The following is a 19506-nucleotide window of genomic DNA, read 5'->3' on the forward strand; positions in this document are numbered from 1 at the left end:
TTCCGGTGCAGGAACAGGTTTTTCTTATTTGTTTAGGTCATCATTTCTTTACGGCTGTAACCACTTGGGCTTCCTGTTTTGTGATATTATCAAAAATCTGTGTGAAAGCCGGATAATACTCTTTTGGGAACACCGAATCATCGATCTGGGTAATGGTTTCCACCGTAAGTGTATTGCCATTTTGTGTCACCAGATAAGTATATTGCAGTGCATTATCTTCTGTCCTGAATTTCTTAGACTTCGGTACATTTTCAAAGACATAGTTTTCGGGCAGTGTGATGGTAACTTTTTTTATACGGTCGTTGGCAGAATAAAACTCCAGTGGCGCCTTTCGCGCTTCTGCCTGCTTAAAATCGTGATTTTGGGTGTATAGAAACAGTAACGGATTGAAGACTAGCTTGCTGCCTATGACATCCACAAAAGTATCTGAGGTAAAATCGAAACTGGTTTCAAACTCATTATTATCCTGCAGGCCATGCTTCATGTTTGCGATGGCAAATTTGTAATCATCTTTATAAGATTTGGCAAACCGGTTGGCATCTTCGGTAAAACGTTCATTTACGACCATTGCATAGAGTTTGGTATCGCGATCGCGGAAGCTACCTTCGAAAGTGCCATCTTCTTTTAGTTTTGCATTCACGGTAAGGAACGTCTTGCTCACGTCCGGATATACGATATTAATTTGTTTGGCATCTTTTCTACCCATAATCAACCCATGGTAATTGAGGGCCTTGGGCGCTATCATGTTAATCTCGCTGTGTTTGTATGCCGCATCCAGAAGGTAAATATTATCCTTATCTATGAAGGAAGCGATTACATAATTCAACTGTGCGATAGAGGGATTATAAGCCAGCAAAAGCCCTTTATGTATCGTAGAAAGCACCACGGGATCTGCAGGGATATCGGCACTGCGCAGCAACATGACCAACAACAGGTTGATGTCGGCACTGTTACCGACTTTGGTAGAGATTAGGTTGCGGACTCCTTTGCCGGCCACCACGTCATCCTCCTTGTTCCAGGTATAGTTGTTCTGCACAAACTTCAGTACGGCCTGCGCCCGTTGCATTATCGGCAGTGTTTTAACCTCCGCCGGAAGCAGATTTTTCACCGCACTTTCCTTGCTGAGCTGTCCGCCGAAATCCTCATGTTCATACAACCGTTTCCGGACGTCTTCCCACGTAGTCGCGTAGGACTTAAATACGTTATTGATTAAGGTAGAATTAAGTTCCGCTTTGATGCCGGTTTTATAATTCTCGTTATTCATGACATACATCTCTTCCTTGTAAGCAGGTACATTCTCGTACGCGAAGCGGTAAGTCTGGTATTGCCCGCCATACAGATTACGCTCCTCCACCACACGTTGAAAGGGCGACAGGGACCCTTTATAATTAATGGTGTAACCTAAAGGTTTCGGCGCATCAAGTACATACTCTACATAACGCACCGGTATGTCTTCTTCAATTAAAATACGCGGTGTAGAACCCAAAAACGGCGTCATAATGGAATATGAGTATTCGATGACCGAACCGTTCTTCACATTAGCAAAAGCAAACTTCGTAATTTGGTAGTTCTTATCTTCTTTGGATTTATATTTTTCATCTTTAGCCACTTTTGTAGCCACGCTTTTTCCGTTTTCGAAATTAAATGTATTCGCTTTCAGGTTACTGAGTACCTCGCGCGAACCTAGACCGTCATCATAAATAGCAATCTCACGATCCAGATAATCAGAGGCGTTGTCTTTATTATAAATCTTGATGCGGTTTACGACATTGTGATACATGGTACCATCATAATCTATCCGGAAATGGATGGACCGGTATAAGACTTCCGCAGGCACATCCCCGAATTTCACAGATTTCTCGCTCTTAAGGTCTTCATCGGAAAGATTGGGGACGTTGAGGAATTTGTGCTGGGCATCTATATTTGCAAGCCAGAAAATGCTTACAAGAAGTAGAAATTTCTTCATCAGTGTTTGGTTATTAGGATTTTAGTGTTATCGCTGGCTGCTGTTTTCTTCCGGAACGCCAGATATTCCTTGAATCTTTCTTTCGGATATATCCCTTTATTGATGGTAAGTATTCGGTGAACACTCAGCTTTTTGTCTTTCAGTTCAAACTTGATGGTATAAGTACCAAAATCTGTGGTAATGGTGTTCGACGCGGGCAGTTCGTTAAAAGCATATCCTTCCGGAGCGGAAAATTCGATTTCGTAATCATCCTGAAACGGGAAACTGATCTCAAAAGGGTGCTGGCGCTCCTCGTTTTCCGAGAACAGCACCGCTTCGTAGTAAGGCATCACCGGAAAGAACAGATCGGCACCTAATTTCTTGGCAAAATTGTTGGCTTTCAGTTGAAGTCCGTAAGAAATATGTGCTTTGTCGCGGTCATTCTGAAGATTCTTTACCAGAAGCTGATCTATTTTTAACTGATAATAGCGGCTTTTTATCAGCTCTGTCAGTTCATCATTCTTAAGTGAAAACAGGCGCAGATTGGTATCATACTGTCCGCCAGAGAACTGAAAAGTGGCTTCAGAATTCATTCCACCGTCTTCAAGCAGCGTGATACGCGCGACGAGTTTCTCTTTGCTTTGCTCTGGTTTATACACCGGTGTATCCACAATCTGTATCCCATCATCTTTTACCGCAAGCACATTACGGTGATGCGAGGTGAAACTAAGGTGGTTGAAAGCGTGTTTCTGCGAGGTATTCTCCAGCCAGATGTTTCCTTCCTCCGTAGGTACCATTAAGATAGCATGATTACCTGAAAGTCTTGGGAAATCTTTATCGAATAACTCCACCGACTCCCCATCATATATCACCGAAAAATAAGAAGGAATACCCGCCGCTGCCAGCAATGTCCGCATATAATTGGTTAATGCCTTGCAGTCGCCATACCCTTTTTTGCTGACTTCGGCCGCAGGCATGGGTTGCCAGCCGCCAATACCCATCGCAATCAGCACGTACCGGGTTTTGTTCTGCATATACTGGTAAAGCGTTTTCACTCGCTCAGCGGTGGATCCGGTAAGGTTCAGGGCTTTTACTTCGGCTATAATCTCTGGCGTAAGTTCAGAGACGGGCGTAATCAGTTGTTGGTAATACCATTTCCCGAAAGCATCCCAATCCGTCATATCGCCCTGGCGACCCTCGAGGGTGAATTTTTCAGGCGAAAATTGCACCTGCGGGACTAGATAATCCAGATCGGGCGCAAGCGTTTCTTCGATAAGCGCCGGAATATTTTCGTAGCCGTACTTCCAAAGGTTACCATCCTGGGTATGAGTAAGTTTCGTGAGTGGTTTGTCGGTGATTTTAGTCCTGATTTTAATACCAGAATCATTCTGTACGGACATGCTGGCCTTTTGGACTGCCACCTGATAAGCTTCTACGGGGCGAAACTGGCTCAGATAAACGGTATTTGAAGTATTGGTCTCATAAGAGCTCCGCATTGTGTACGGATAACTTGCAGATACCGGACGCAGCACCAGGATTCTGTCATCTACATACAATGCCGCACTGGGGTTGTTGGTATAATCCGAGAAATCTTTTTTGGTATAAGTCTTTACCAATTTACCACTGCTGTCGAACATTTCTACTTTAATATTACTTACTTTCGTATTAGGATTGTAAGGAATAAAAACTGTAGAAAAGCGGTCTCCGGCACTGTTTATGACAGAGACCGCGTGGGTAGCTTTTATCTGAAGCTCATTTATTGATTTTAGGATATACTGCTCATCATGCTCGCGCACGACGGCATTTGCATTACTCAGCAAATTTTCGGGGATTAGGCCGAAGTCATAATCCTGCGCATAGGCTGTTACTGATATGAACAGTAAAGCCAGCCTTGAAAAAGTTTTCATTAAAGTAGAAAGCTATTAATTTTCCGTATCTGGGGAAAATACCCTCTGACCCAACTCCTGATCGAAAAGATACAGCGCTGAGGGGTTACCGCTTACCATGTTGATTTTGGTTACTAACTGTGAAGCGTTGGCCTCTTCCTCTACCTGTTCATTCACGAACCATTGCAGGAAAGATACTGTGGCGAAATCTCCCTCATCATTCGCATTCTTCAAAATATGGAAAATGCTTTGGGTAACAACTTTTTCATGTTCCAGTGCTTTTTCGAAAATATCTTTGGCATCTGCGAACTGGTGCGGTGGCTGCGGAATTTCCCCCGGAACAATCTCGGCACCTACATCTACCAAATAATCAAACATTTTGTCGGCATGCATGAGTTCTTCCTTGCTTTGCACACGGAAATAGTTGGCAATCCCATCAAGATCCTTGGCATAGAACCACGCGGACATGGAGAGGTAATACTGCGCTGCATACTGTTCTTTCGCAATCTGACTATTAATAAGTTGTGCGATCTTTTGGCTAATCATAATATAAAATAGTTTTCACCAAATATACCCAAATAATCACTATAGGCATAAAAAAAGCGGAAAAACTTAAATTCTCCGCCTACTAAAAACATTAAAATTATGAACTAGTTTGCCGCTGGCATTTTCTTCATTCTGTGGGCTTTCATGCCAGTTTTTCTTGCCTGTGATTTTTCTTTTTGTTGGGCCTGCCATTTATCATATTGCGCTGGGGTGAGGATCTGCTTCATTTCGGTATCCCATTGTTGTTGCTGTGCCTTCATCGCATCCAAGCGGGCTTTTCTTTCGGCCTGTATCTGTGGGGCATTGCGGCGTCTTTCCTCCATTCTTTTATCCTGCATGGCTTTTATTCTGGCGGTTTGCGCATCCGAAAGCTGTAGGTCTGCCTGCATCATTTTCAGTTTTTCCGCTCTCTTCTGTTCCATCTGTGCCTGGTTTTTCTGTTGAAGCGCTGGGGACTGCTGTGCGTTCAGCATTAGACCGGCAAGAGCAAATATTGAACTAAGGATGATTTTTTTCATATCAGTATAATTTATTGTTGATTTATTTTTTTAATATGGTTTTGGAATTGAAGTTAAAACCATCGGTCACAAAGTTTTGTTAAAGCTCTTTAAACAAAAAGCAGCCCTGTAAAAACAAAACTGCTTTGAAAATCAATACTAAAACTATCACTTACTTATCTCGCCGTCAATCTTAGCCCGGGTGTGCGGGTTGAGTTGGGTGTCCTAAGCCCTGGTGAAGGGTTATTCTGGGTACCGGGAGCGTTTTCGATACTTCTTGTGGGGCGTCTTTACGTGGCGCAGCCTCATTCCGGAAGCCGCTGTTGCTGCCATTCTGGGGAACTGCCTGATTACGGAAGCCTCTATTTTCAGGCATATTCCTCACCTTTTCTTCGTTACCATTCCTGAAGCCTGAACTGGTATTGCTGTTCGGTTTGGCATCGTCGCGGAAACCGTTACCACGCGGCAAACTGCCGTTATTACCGTTATTGATACGCGGCGCATCCCGGAAGCCAAAATTGTTTCTTGGGTTTGCCTGGTGATACTTCACACGATCTACGCGGTATCTGTTCACGTTAATATCTCTGTAACGCGGCACTACATAGATGCGTGGGCTGTAATGCTGTACGCGATAATTCTGATAATATACAACAGGATTGTAACCGTTATAGTAACTGTTCTGGAAGATCACAAACACGCGCGGTCCCAGGATACGTTCAAGTGCGTAGAAACGGTCATAGTACCACCGGTCAGGGTTGTATCGGTAATATGAATTCCATGCGCTGAAGGAAGGGAACTGCTCGTTCAGCAAAATAATCTGTTGCATCTGCCAAGGTGCCAGTTGGTACATGGAGAAAAAGCGACTCCAGTTTACTTGCTGGATACTGCGGCGATAGTCGTTGTAATAACTCCGGTATAGATCATTGCTGTAATAATCAGTAGGATATTCGTAATAATAATCATCCGGAAAGTAAAATTCGTCATTGTAACGATCATAATATCCCATATTGTATTGGGAATTAGGACCTGAGGTAGGATAATAATCCTGATAAACCTGTGCGGACATCAATGTTGTACATAACACCGAAAGTCCCAAAAATATTTTTTTCATGTAAATGCCGTGTATTTGGTTAATTTAATGAAACACCGTTTCGGCTACTGCGTTCAGATGCTTCTGTCTTTTGGATGTATAAATAAAAAAGAAGTTAAACGCGTGGCTTAACTTCTGTATTCAATGTAAATAACGGATATTTATACTGTTTTCTTTAATTAGATTTAAACTCTGTTAGAATCTTTCACCCAACCGGCGATTTTTTCATTAAATCTTTCTTCGGTAATCAAACTTTCAAGCGTCAGGTGCATTCTGTAGCGCCAATAATGAGGGAAGACCGCTGGGATGTTGATGCGTTCCTCATCCATATGGGGATGCTGTAGTCCAGCTTCTGTAGCCAGATATTCCTGGATCGGGAAAATCGCCAACATAGCGTCATTATACAGATGTTGTTTCATGATAATTTCGGCGAGTTGAGGCTCCAGATTTAAAGGTGCGGTGCCTGCCTGCCCCAATTGGTGCTGGAAGTACTGTTGCGTAAGCTCCCGGTCCTCATGCCACCATTGCCGCAGGGTGCTGCTGTCATGGGAACTTGCCGTCACCACATTCATATAACCGGCATTCTTAGGATCATACCACAAGATGTTCTCGGATGGCATCCGCTGTACCTTCAGGGCGGTAATGGCCAAACGATCCATCACTATAGGTACCGCATCGGGCACCAATCCCAAGTCCTCACCACAAATCAGCATATCGGTCGCATTCAGGATTACCGGCAGCTTCTCCATGGCCTGTTCGTACCAAAGCCCATCCTGTCTTTTGAAGAAATAATCGTTATAAAGTTCACTTACCGCATATTTCTCATGATCGGACAGATATTTATAAGAAGTCGTTTTCATGATATTGAAACGCGGGTGATACACACGTTCGCCATCAGCAGTTTCTTCCGTTAAAAACAATACATTGGCGCAGAGCGAAATTAGTTTTTCCTGTGCCCACGGATGCGGATTTTCCTTGAAATATTCTGTAAGTTTCCGCTGGGTGTTATATTCTTCCTTAAAGGTATATCGCCCATTAAAATGGTTATTCATGAATTGCTGATGAATCGCATCGCGCTCACTGCCAAACTCATCCCAAAGGATCTGGTCATTAATGAAAGGCTCACAGTACCGGTTTTCGTCAAACGGAATGTTCCTGGCCTGGAACTCGCTTGTACGAACTGGCACCGCAGGATAAAAATAGCCTAAAATACCCTGTGTGGCACTCATAGGCATCCTCCAGATCCGGAAGAAACCTAATATATGGTCAATCCGCATCGCGTCGAAATATTGTTCCAGCGCTTTGAAACGGTTTTTCCACCAGCGATAGCCATCTTTTTTCATCGCTTCCCAATTGTAGGTCGGGAACTCCCAGTTTTGTCCCAAATCGGTGAACTGATCTGGTGGTGCGCCAGCCTGAAAATCCATACCGAAGAGTTCAGGCTCCGTCCAGGCTTCCACAGAATATCGGTAAATACCAATCGGCAAATCACCTTTTACAGAAATCCCGAGGGTATGTGTATAATCAATGGCTTCTTTTAATTGTATATGCAATTGGTATTGCACCCAGGCATGCAGCATCGCGGCCTCGAAATCCTTACTTTTCGGACTGAAGAATGGTTGTATTTTCCCTGCGATGTATTTCCGGTGGGTTTTCCAGGTATTGAAGTTAGGCGTGTTGTATTTGTCGCGCTGTACACAGAAAGCGCTGTATGGCAACAGCCATTCTTCATTTGACTTCATGAATTTCTTGAAATTCCGGTCTTTTAGGATTTCATCAATGTTTTGTGCGAAAACCGCTTTTAAATACTTCCATTTGGCGGTAATCATTTTTTCATAATCAATGAGGCTCAGTTGATTAAGCGACTGTCTTTCAGCCTCAAACTGAGGTACAAGTTCAGCCGGGATCGGATAATCGAGTCTTGAAAGAGAAATATACTGCGGATGCAGCGCATACACTGAGATCGCGGCGTAAGGATAAGAATCTGTCCAGGAATAATTTGCAGTCGTATCGTTGATCGGCAGAATCTGCAATATTGATAGATTAGTTTTTTTCGCCCAATCAGCCAGATTTTTAAGATCCTCGAACTCACCTACACCAAAACCGTTTTCAGTTCTTAACGCAAAAACCGGCACGGCCACCCCTGCAGCGTGGTACATTTCTTCGCCCCGGAAACGGTAATAATGATCAGCAACTATCTGAAGAACCTCCGAATCAGTATTGGGCTTAACTTTTCGGTCTTCGCCATATTCCATATTTAATATTTCACCAGTGGTGAAATCTCGGATGGCATATTTGTAACTAATTTCTTCGTTTGCCACCAGCTCTACCGGTACTTCCCAAACACCATAATCTGTTTGAGACATAATCACCGCTTGCGAAGCATCCCAGTTGCCAAGTGCTTCATTACCTCCTAGGATGGCGATTTGCCAGTTTGGGTGATAAAGTGGCGCTTCAATGCGGAACAGATGCGTATGCTTCTTAAGGACCGAAATCTTTTCTGGCCGAAAACCACTGAGCTTATTTTTAAGGATCTTGTTGTTCAGATAATTTTCAGGGAAGTTTTTGGCATTCCAGCTGTCATAGATATTAAATTCGCTGTACAGATGCGGAAAACTTAGTTGATGTGAAGCCAATTCCTTCTCAAGAATTTGACCGGCATCATCCGTAACGAGGTACAAATAACTAATGCTTCTTGAAAAATAATCTACCTCCCCATACCAATCTCCTTTTTCCTTGTAAACCAATGGTTTAACTATGGAATGTCCGTCGCGGTCCTGTATCGAAATATGCAGGTTTTCACCTGGTTTTGTGTTAAAATTAATGTTGAAATATAGCTTCATCCTGATGGCATTTTAATAACCGCAATTTACTAAAAAGAAAAGGACTGCCAAGCTGTTTTTCATCTTTAAAAACAGATTAAAATCATGTGTTTATTTACTGAAAAACAATCCATTACAAAGATATATTCCGTACATAAAAAACCCCTCATCAAATCGTGAGAGGTAATGTTTAAATTATTGAATAAGTAGTGCCATCGCGTCCATCTTTCAGTTCAATCCCTTCTGCCAGCAGGCGGTCTCGGATTTGGTCTGAAAGTTCAAAGTTTTTGGCTTTACGTGCTTGATTTCTTAGCTCTATGAGGACCTTTAATGTCTGATCGAGCTTTTCATTGTTATTTTCTTCCACATTTCGAAGCCCAAGCACTTCATATACAAAGGATTGCATCAACGATTGTAGTTCAGTAAAATCAGCCTCTGTAATGGTTTCTTTTCCATCCTCAAGTCGGAAGATCACATTTACCGCCTCAAAAAGATGAGAAATTAAAATGGGTGAATTAAAGTCATCCGTTAGCGCGTCATAACATTTTTTTCGCCAGCCTTGCAAGTCGAAACTACCTGACGCAGAGAAGGGAAATCTAAAATCCTGCAGCAATTTCATCGCCTCCATCAGTCGCTGGAAACCTTTTTCGCTGGCTACCATGGCTTCATTGGAAATATCGAGTACGCTGCGGTAATGTGCCTGCATAAAATTGAATCTTACGATACTCGGGTGAAAAGGCTTTTCAAAGAAATCATTATTTCCGGAAACCAATTCCATAGGCAAGATGTAATTTCCGGTAGATTTACTCATACGTTGCCCGTTCATTGTCAGCATATTAGCATGCATCCAGTAATTTACCGGCTCGGTGCCATTACAGGCTTTGCCTTGGGCAACCTCACATTCATGATGTGGGAACTTAAGATCCATACCACCGCCATGAATGTCGAATTTTTCACCTAAATACTTAGTTGACATGGCAGTACACTCCAGATGCCAACCTGGGAAACCTTCTCCCCAAGGTGAATTCCAGCGCATGATATGCGCGGGCGACGCCGATTTCCACAGTGCGAAATCCTGAGGGTTTTTCTTCTCATGCTGCCCATCGAGGTCGCGGGTGTTGGCAAAGAGTTCTTCAATATTCCTACGCGAAAGTTCGCCGTAGTTAAGTCCCCGGCTGTTATATTCCTGTACATCGAAATACACTGAACCATTGCTTTCATAAGCAAAACCGCTATTGATGAGTTTCTGTGTAAGTTCGATCTGTTCTACGATATGGCCGGTCGCGGTAGGCTCAATGGTTGGCGGAAGCAGATTAAAGGCATCCAATACCTTATGGAAATCTACGGTGTACTTCTGCACAATCTCCATCGGTTCAAGTTTCTCGAGGCGGGACTGTTTTACAAACCGGTCGTTATCTACGTCGCCATCATCGGTAAGATGGCCGGCATCGGTAATGTTTCTTACATACCTTACTTTATAGCCGAGATGCTGAAGTGTGCGGTAGATGAAATCGAAAGACATAAAGGTACGCACATTCCCCAAATGCACATTGCTGTACACGGTAGGTCCACAGACGTACATCCCCACATGGTTTTCATGAATTGGACTGAATATTTCTTTTTCTGCGGAAAGCGAGTTGTATATTTTAAGCTGCATGATAGTAAATTTAATCAAGTTTCTGTACGAAGTCGCCCAAGTCTGTTCAACAGGGGTTTGCTGCTGAATGATTAAAACACAACCGTATCATCTCAAGGGTTTTCAGGTTAATCAAATTTTGCATGGCTCCCTACATAATGCAGAAACTCTTGGCGCGTAATGGGGTTGGTACGGAAGATCCCGCTAAGCTCTGCGGTAATGGTAGAACTGGCCGTATCCTTAATACCGCGGCAGTTCACGCAAAGGTGTTTGGCATCAATAATACAGGCGACATCCTTCGTCCCGAGGGCGATCTTCAGCGCATCCACAATCTGCATCGTCAGTCTTTCCTGTACCTGCGGGCGCTTTGCATAATAATCCACCAGACGGTTAATTTTAGAAAGTCCGATCACTTCACCCTTAGAGATATAAGCGACATGCGCTTTACCGATAATCGGCAGGAAATGATGCTCACAGAAGGAATACACGGTGATATCTTTCTCCACCAGCATCTGCCGGTATTTATATTTATTCGAGAAGGTAGAAATCCCAGGTTTGTTCTCCGGAAGAAGGCCGCCAAAGATTTCATTCACGTACATTTTGGCTACCCGTTTCGGGGAATCTTTTAGGGAATCATCGGCCATATCCATCCCCAGCGTTTCCATAATCTTATAGAAATGATGCTCAATGATTTCTACCTTTTCCTCGGGTGATTTATCAAAGGCATCGCTGCGCATCGGCGTGTGGTTATTACCGGTGAAAACATCGTCGTCGTTATCGATATCGTGATTCATAGTATTAAATGAGCAGCAAAATTAAGATTAAATTTTTAAAACAGGGCGCCGGAGCCTTTAATAATACCACCAATATGACCTCAACTTCAATAAAAAAACCCAGGACATTCATCCTGAGTTTTTATGCTTTAGAAGCCGCTTCCGGTAAAGGTGAACGTGGCTGAAAGCCCTGCCCTGATGGTCGACAGCGGGAAGGCTGTGGAAATCTTGTACCTGGTCAGCAACTGATCATAGAAAAATCTGAGGTTAAAGTTCTGCGACATGTTATAATCTGCAGACAGTTTTATGCTCATCATCCTTTGTCCGCCAGTCACCTGCGAGTCGTTCTGCAGGATGTTGGTGATGCGCGTTTCGCTATCCCGTAAGGAAAAATCCCCACGGATGTTCAAATCACTTTTAATATTCCTGGCTTTCCCTTTAAAGTTGATCTTCATCTTCAGGTCTTTCAGGATGTACCCGAATCCAACAATATATTCATTGCCCGCATCTTCGGTGAGGGTATGGTTCACCAATCCCAGCATAAACATACGGTCGCGGTTGTATTGCGCACGGAACTGCATGTTGTTTCGCATCGTAACATCAGCACCGATAAGCGGGGCAAAAGCTTCTACATAGCCAACTTGTGAGAAGGTATATGGGTTGAACTCATTACCGAAGTTATCGGTTTGTGGCGCGCCCGGATTGTTTCGGAAATTGTAATAATCCACGCTCGACTGTATTCCGGAAGCGGTATAAGTAGAGCTATAGGCATGCAGAATATCGAATTTGGAAAACTGACTGCTGATCAGCGGGATGTTTTTCAGTCCAGCATAGGTAACGCGCCAGTTGGGTAGTGGAAAACCTGTTTTTTTAGGATTACGAAGTTCCCCGTCTACAGATTTGCCTTCCACTGCTGCCTGGAAAGCAGGTATCAGCACATACGCGTCTCCAAGGCCTTTACCGGCGGCAAAATCGGCTTCGTTATATACGCCACCACTTTGCTGATAGATTTTTCGGGCGTTCTGGTACATATTGTTATAGATGTCTTTGCCGTTTGTAAAGGCGGTACCGAACGTCCAGGCCGTACGGCTGTAGGTTACCATATCGCTGCCGAAGGAGAACTGGAAACCGTTGGCCGCGTTAGAATCCGCATCAACATTATATCCACCCTGTGTGAAGATGCTGTTGTAGTTTTTAAGGAAGTTGACATCAATCCTGAACTCATTCACCGGCATAATCTGTACATTGGCGAGGAAATTCTGGTTCTTGAGCTGGGTGTAAGGATCATTCATATAGGGTGAATCAGAGAGCCAACCCCTTTCGATCACCGTTCTGCGGATATCGGCCTGCGAACCCAATAAGAACCCGTAAGTCGGCCCACCGAGTGTTTGCCCATACCCATACCAGTTTGGTGCTGAAAGCAAGCCCGGAAGCACCGTCCCGTTGTTTTCATTATAGGAAATATCTAGCTGTTTTATTGAGGTTAGTGCGTATGCTACACTTTGCAACGGACTGAGTTTATTTTTAAATGTATAAGACTTAAAGTTTCGTTTGCTGTTTTTCTTCTGCCAAGCCAGGCTGTATGCATTGTTTAAGGAATCTACCTCCCGCTTGCGTTGCTGCATGGTGGCATTGATCTTCTGGAAATACCTAAACTTACTGAAAAACTTCGGCACATCTACCGAGGATGTCGCTACGATATTATTGGTGTTCTGCCCGATGCTACCCAGACTTTCTGACTGATTGGTTTCCGGGTTAAAAAAACCAGTCATTACAGTACTGCGCGCATTCCAGTTATAGGTGAACCCGTAACCAAGTTCTGCATTAATGAAATCCAGATAAGGCAGATACTCGAACGGGAAACGGTAATTCAACTGTACGCGGTGGTTGTAAAGTACAGGTCTGCCTGCCCGCAAAGGATCGCTAAAGATAGACCTGCTGTTCATATCCTGCACATTCAAATGGTCGTTGAGCGTACGCATGGCAGAATTTATCTCGAGCTTCAGGGATTTAGTAAAGTTAAATCCGATGCCGTATTGCCAGCCGAAATAGAAATTCCGGTTCTTGATGACATCAAAATTCTGCCCTGCATTGCCATTCAGGATGGCTTCGATATTCCGGAACTCCAGTTCGTTGTAATTACGGTCGATTTCTGTACGGAAAGAGAAACGTGTCGGTATCGGGTTAAAGTTTACTTCTTTAATAAACCTTAAATATTTATAAGACTTTGCCGTATCGCTCACAATTTTATTGAACGGACGAAGCACCCACGGTTTGAAACTGTAATTATAATCTATATATCCCCGCAGGTACTGGCGGTAGTTCTTCTTGGTATATACATCGCGGAAATAATCATCATTATAAACAGCGGTAAGAGAAAGGTTTTCCACATCATAGAATTTCGGTATCCTTTCCGCGTTCATTCTTTCCTTGCGCATATTCACTACTCCAATGCTGCGCTGTTGGGTATAGGTACGCGCTACCTTCTTTAATTCTTCCTTATTGGGAGCTTTATCAAACGTCACATCGTTATCCAGCGGGTTGTATTTCGGATCTTCGATGGTTTGGGTGTAGGAATAGTTGACCGGAATCTTCATACCTACCTTCTCTGGGATGAATTTATCAACATTCACCGTAGTATTCACGCTGTATGCGGAGAATTCAGACTGTGCTCTTTCGGCTGGCTTTTCGGTAATTCCCCCAAACCCGATGGTAGAATAAGATGCGTTGGCATTTACCAGGGCAAAATCTCCCAAATTGAAGTTAAGACTTGCGTTACCGGCGTATCCGCCTTTGTTTTCAATTTCCGAAAGACGAATTTCGTTCACCCAAAGCACCAATTCTTTAGAAGTGGCAGCGTTGTTCCTAACACCCAGCATAATGGTGGTTACATTACCTAAACTCGGGCGTCCTTTGAGGTAGATCTTTTTATTCGGGTCCATCGCACCGTATTCCAGGTCTTCCGTCCTTTGATCAATAATAATCTGTGAGTTGGCATCGCGCCGCAGTTTGGCATCTACGAAATTCTGAATCAATAAATCCACGGTATTCTCGGAAGGCCAGATTTCCATTGGGGAAGTGGCGTTTCTCGGAGTGTACTTCAGGGAGGTTTCGTATTCGTAATAATTATCGGTCGCATCACTTCCGAAACGGATGAAGAATTTAGCATCAGGATCAAGCTCATTGCTGATGGCACCGGCGCGTATATCTTCGGCATGTACAAAAAGTTCCAGGTTTTTGTATCTGCGCATATCCAAAGCTACATTTTTGAAGACGGCACGGGAAGAGCGGGGCTCCATCGGGGCTGCTTTCAGGTAAAGAGAAGCTTCATTCTGTCTTTGCGCGCCTGCGTTGCCACTTAAAATCTGGCGGTCGATACCCGGTGGCAGTACATACGGTGGCTGGTTGAGGCCGTTTTCTTCAAGATTCACACTTCCTACGTCAAGGTTTCGGTTATCCACTTGGTTTACACCTTCGGTGGTGCTGTTGGCAGCGGCCACATCTTTGGTATATTTCCTCCAGTCGCTTCTTACAAGATCGAAAGTGCCGAAACGGATGGTAGAAGCCTGGTCGAAACCTGTAAGTAACATCCTCGCAAAGCGTACATTGTTTAGAATGGAAAGATCTTTCACGCCGCCTTCATTGGCTGCCTCATCAAACTGCGTTACCGGCACACGGAAGAGGTACCATTTGTTCTTGCCGGTTTGCCCGTTCTGGAATTTCACTTCCACCTCTTTTTCATCTACGATAAACTTTTGCCCTTTTGCCAGACTTGCACGGTCGAGGTTGATGGTGTACTGGGTATAGTTTTCATTCTGATCGAGGTTGTAATCACGGTTTACATCTTCAGCATCGGGTGTTTGCGTGGCAACTTCCAGCGAGTTACTTTGTGAGTTACCTTCCGGATTCCGGAAATATTTATAACGTTCGGTAAGCGTTGAAGCCTGCGCACCCTGAAATTTATCAGACATATAAAACACAAAGTCATCCGAGGCCGGATCTGGCGTATTGGTTACCGGATTGATGAAATTGGTACCGAATCTCTCACGCTCGCCTAAGGCATCTAGACCATCATATCCTAAATCCTGCGCGGCACGCTCTTCATTTTCGGTAGAGAAAGCATACAATACGGGGAACTGGTTGGGCTGTGTGCCCCACGCTGTAACGGTGGTATTCGCTGGTAAGGCCGGTGTTGGGAGCCCGTTTTCGTATTGTAATTTACCGTCTTTCAGCACGTCTTCTGAGACATTCCCCAAGTGTAGCAGAAGTTTCGGGTTGGCACCGAGTGTATTGCCGTCCGCATAAGGGTCCATCATCCAGAATTCTACATATTCAATATTGGAGTTAATGAAATTGGACACCGAAATCGGCCGCATTAGCCCAGCCCAGCGCTCCTGTGTACTCTCGCTGTTTGGGTTCACGTTATATGGCCCTCTTTCATTTGGGAAATAGGTAATATCAAAAGTATTGGTATACAGTTGTTCACCAGCTACAAAATCGCGCGAGTTATACAGTTCCTGCATTTGCACCCGGCGCGACGCGTGGTTAGAGACTGCCTGCGCATTAATTCCGTTAGGTGCGCTGCCGCCCACTCCGTAAAATCTCGGGTCGATGTTATACCAGGTGAGCAAGCCCCGGCCGTTACCGTAAGCCAGATTGTCGTTCAAGGACCCGTTCTGGAAGTAAGGCTCAGGATTTTTTTCAGGTTTAGAAGCCAAACTCCACATGGCAGGTTCTTTTAATGAAATTTTTGAGGTGGTCTGTTCAAAATCATCGATATAAGACTGGTCGCCAATCCCCTTGTTCTGTCCGGGCATCAGGTAGGCTCCTTCAGCTGTAAAACTGAGGTTCGACGGTGCTTCTGTATTAACGAGCGGAATTTTATCGGTAAGTCGGGTAAGGAATGGTAACTGATTATTATACAGGATATTGAAACCAGCCATGGTATTGTTCACCGCCTCTTGTCCGAAATTCACTTTTTGCGTTAGCGGTGTTTCAGCATAATTTACAACGGTTCCGCCAACGGTAAGATGTTCATTAAACTTACGCTCCAGGTTCAGCCCTAAAAAACGTTTCCGTTGTGTGTTGAACGTAAGTTGATTCTCTAATGAAATATTAATTGCCTGGCCAGACTGTTTTACGGTTTCGTTAATAATATTCACGGTTCCGAGCATGTAATCTACCGTAAAATCAATACCTTCCTGTAGCTGTACCCCATTGGCAGTTACCTTTACAGAACCTTGCGGCACATTAATCGCGCCTAGTGAAATGCCCGTGCCTTGCGATCCCTTGAAACGGCCTTCCAGCGTATAAGCAAGCGCCAGACGGTTTTCTGAAGCTACATTCTTAAACTGCTCATAGAGTTCATTAAACACAAATTTCGGATCGTTAGTGCCTAATACATTTTGCAGATAGGCACCAAACGGTTTCGCTTTAGTAAAGATGATCTTACCGTTTTCGCTGTCCACCGTAATACCCGGCACAAAATCGAAGATACCGTCACCCGTGGTAGTGCCATTCTGTTGAAGGTCATTATTAAGGTTCAGGCGGTCCCAGTTAAAAAGCTTTAACAGGTTGATATCCTGAACGGGCGTGTTGGGCAGGTAGTTTACTTTGCCACTTTGTGGATCCCGTAAATAGACATTCAGAAGAAACTGCTCTGCATTGATGCCATTGGTATTCAATGAATAGATATTCTTCATCATCAAATCCCACATCGGGGTAGTGGTGGTAGTTTTGGTATTAGATTTCAAAAGTTTGGTAATCAGTACCGGACTTTCCTCGGAAAACTCCCCTACTTTATATACACGGCTGTCCCCATTTAATGTATAGGAATACGCTACTGCCAGAAGTTGGTTATCATTCAGACGCTGATTAAGCGAAAGGTAACCGAGTTGGGGGTGATACCGAAATTCGTTGGAGGTAAGTTTCCGCGCTTTTCTGTTGAAGATAAACTGCTCACCATCGCTGTAAGTCTGCGGTGATCCGGCAGCATTTGGGAAGGTTTGTCCGTTAATTGTGTTATAAGCTGTGTTGATATCTCGGATGCCGGTCCCCAGATTAGAGATTGACTGGTAAAGGCCGTTTTGCGAATTATCGGGATAGCCAGATAATCCTTCGCCAAGATCGCGGATGCCCAGCACGCCCTTCTGATCCTGAAGGTTACCCGATCCCTGATCGAGCACCCAGGCTTCGATGCGGGTAATGTTGATTCGGGAGTTGATCTGTGGGTAGTTCAGTAAAGCGTTATCGTAGCTGTTTAGGAAATAATGCCCGAGGAAATAGTGCTGATTATCCTCATAATCAATCGCATTAAGTTTAAAAGTGTTCAGTACGCCACCGCCCTGCGCAATGATATTCCGGGCTTCGCCCTGTTGCTGTGAAAAAACGACAGTTCCGTAGGTTTTCCCGAGCTGAAACTCGGTTTTTAACCCAAAAAGCGATTCCGAACCACGGATCAGGCTGGTGGAAAGCGGCATATTCACGTTCCCGAATTCCACTCTTTTAATGATCTTATCTTCACCGCCGCTGGTATCATCAAGTCCTTTGCTTTGCAGGTCTCGCCATGTTCCTTTGGCCTGCCACACAAGATTCATCCGGTTTTCGAATGCGAAGCCACTTTGGGTGTCGTAATTCGCTTTTAACTGAAGGTTCTCACCCACTTTTCCCAGTAAGCCCAACTGAATGCGCTGTTGGATATCAATCGCGAAGCTGGTTCTGTTCTGCGGTAAAATCAGTGGATTATCAATCTTCTGATAAAGTCCGCCAATATCAAAGGAGGCAAAACCTTGCGGAATAAGCTCAATTTTATTTCCGCCAAAAACCGACTCGAACAGTTTATTCTTAATATTCACACTGGGCAGAAGTCCTTTTTGCCGCGCATCCGTCTGGTCCTTTCGGTAGCCGAGATTATTGGTAGAGGATTTCTCTTTGTAATAAGCACTCAACTGGTTGTTCAGCATATAATCATAATATTCTGCTGAGCTCATCGATACGGGATTTCCCACCACCATGTTGCCGATTTTGGGATAAAGGATATACATCCCGCTCTGCACATCATAAAATGCTTCGTAACGGATGGGGTTCGGGAGAGAAAAATCTTGCCTTACCGAACTGCTGTCTTGTCTGTTTACCTGTGCCGAAAGAGTAAGCGTGCAGAAAAAAAGAATAAAAGGATAGAGGAATTTATGCTGGATAAAGGTGTACCGTTCCAAATGTTAAATATTTTTTAAAATCTGTTTAATTAAATCTTCCACAGAATAAGCGGGGGTTGTTTTAAGAAGCCGGTCTGCGATCTTTTCACTGGTCTTTTTAGGGATGCCCAGAACTTCTAATGCAGATAACGCTTCGTCCTTCACTTTATTATCTGCAAAATTAGAAATATTTTCACCGGAAACGCTGAATTTCTGCACTTTGTCGCGTAGGTCCACTATGATTCTTTCCGCGGTTTTGGCACCAATCCCCTTTACCTTTTGCAGCAGCAAACTGTTACCGCTTAGGATGGCATTGGCAATCTCATCAATGGATAGCGAAGACAGCATGATAAGCGCAGAAACCGGTCCCACGCCGTTAACAGATATTAACAGATTGAAAAGTTCTTTCTCTAAAATGGTGTTAAAACCAAACAATAGGTGTGCATCCTCGCGGATGATTTGTTGGATATGGAGAAACGTAGCTTCACCTAATGTAAGTTTCTCTGAAGTTTGAAGGCTGATGCCCACAAAATAGCCGACCCCGTTTACATCAACCACTACTGAAGTAGGATTCAGTTGTTGAACGGTTCCTTTTAAGGAATAAATCATGATTCGTTTTTGAAGAACCCCAAATATAAGATTTTTTGGTGGTTACAACAGTAAGCACAAGGACATTAACTAAGTACCGTACAGCAAACGAAGCGTCTGTGGATCTGCCCGCCCATTGAAGAACCGCGTCAGGGCTTTTTTGAAAACTGCGTCTGTCGCCTCATCAATTTCCGCAAATAAGGTAAGACATGAATGCAGTTTCAAGTCATCCGGATGGCCAAAGATCTCATGTGCATTATCATTCGGCAGATTGTTTAGAACATCGGTAATCTCGCGAAGCCTTTTCCCAAGGACGGGATGCTGTAGATAACTCTTAGCTTCGTGCAGATCCCTGATGCCGTAAAATTGTGCTGTCGCACTGTGCGCCAACCCTTTCAGTTGCGGAAATATAAACCACATCCAATGGGTACGTTTCTTACCTGTGCGGATTTCGCCCAAAGCCACTTCGTATATTCCGTGTTGCGCATCAATGAAGCGTTGGAGAGCCATATCATTCATGCTGATTTTTG

11 protein-coding genes are annotated in these 19506 nt (G+C 44.1%); all 11 read right to left on the bottom strand.

Annotated elements, in window-relative coordinates:
- Positions 1-40: 40 nt before the first annotated feature.
- Positions 41-1966 (bottom strand): DUF3857 domain-containing protein, encoded by a 1926-nt coding sequence (locus CO230_RS10355; protein ID WP_122028527.1) that lies wholly within the window; start codon positions 1964-1966, stop codon positions 41-43.
- Positions 1966-3852 carry a DUF3857 domain-containing protein gene (locus tag CO230_RS10360; protein WP_122028528.1) on the bottom strand — a complete coding sequence of 629 codons (1887 nt, stop codon included), beginning with the start codon at positions 3850-3852 and terminating at the stop codon, positions 1966-1968. Before CO230_RS10360 ends, CO230_RS10355 begins: the two co-directional genes overlap by 1 nt.
- A 15-nt stretch (positions 3853-3867) precedes the next feature.
- On the bottom strand, positions 3868-4377 hold the full coding sequence (locus CO230_RS10365; protein WP_122028529.1) for a ferritin: 510 nt from the start codon (positions 4375-4377) through the stop codon (positions 3868-3870).
- Positions 4378-4481: 104 nt separating this feature from the next.
- Positions 4482-4895, bottom strand: coding sequence for a hypothetical protein (locus CO230_RS10370; protein WP_162990025.1), 414 nt, complete (start codon positions 4893-4895; stop codon positions 4482-4484).
- Positions 4896-5067: 172 nt separating this feature from the next.
- On the bottom strand, positions 5068-5985 hold the full coding sequence (locus CO230_RS10375) for a hypothetical protein (RefSeq protein WP_162990026.1): 918 nt from the start codon (positions 5983-5985) through the stop codon (positions 5068-5070).
- Positions 5986-6149: 164 nt separating this feature from the next.
- Positions 6150-8807 (bottom strand): 4-alpha-glucanotransferase, encoded by a 2658-nt coding sequence (locus CO230_RS10380; RefSeq protein ID WP_122028532.1) that lies wholly within the window; start codon positions 8805-8807, stop codon positions 6150-6152.
- Between the two features lie 169 nt (positions 8808-8976).
- On the bottom strand, positions 8977-10443 hold the full coding sequence (gene cysS, locus CO230_RS10385; RefSeq protein WP_122028533.1) for a cysteine--tRNA ligase: 1467 nt from the start codon (positions 10441-10443) through the stop codon (positions 8977-8979).
- A 107-nt stretch (positions 10444-10550) separates the two neighbouring features.
- A complete protein-coding gene (gene folE, locus CO230_RS10390) occupies positions 10551-11216 on the bottom strand; it encodes a GTP cyclohydrolase I FolE (protein ID WP_122028534.1) in 666 nt (221 codons plus the stop codon).
- 128 nt (positions 11217-11344) lie between these two features.
- On the bottom strand, positions 11345-18409 hold the full coding sequence (sprA, locus tag CO230_RS10395; protein WP_122028535.1) for a cell surface protein SprA: 7065 nt from the start codon (positions 18407-18409) through the stop codon (positions 11345-11347).
- A 3-nt stretch (positions 18410-18412) separates the two neighbouring features.
- Positions 18413-18997 (bottom strand): Holliday junction branch migration protein RuvA, encoded by a 585-nt coding sequence (gene ruvA, locus CO230_RS10400; RefSeq protein ID WP_122028536.1) that lies wholly within the window; start codon positions 18995-18997, stop codon positions 18413-18415.
- Positions 18998-19066: 69 nt separating this feature from the next.
- The gene (locus CO230_RS10405; protein WP_122028959.1) at positions 19067-19486 is read right to left on the bottom strand and encodes a DUF1810 domain-containing protein; all 420 of its coding nucleotides are present in this window, start codon (positions 19484-19486) and stop codon (positions 19067-19069) included.
- Positions 19487-19506: the final 20 nt, after the last annotated feature.

The sequence above is a fragment of the Chryseobacterium sp. 6424 genome, assembly GCF_003692615.1.
Taxonomy (GTDB): domain Bacteria; phylum Bacteroidota; class Bacteroidia; order Flavobacteriales; family Weeksellaceae; genus Kaistella.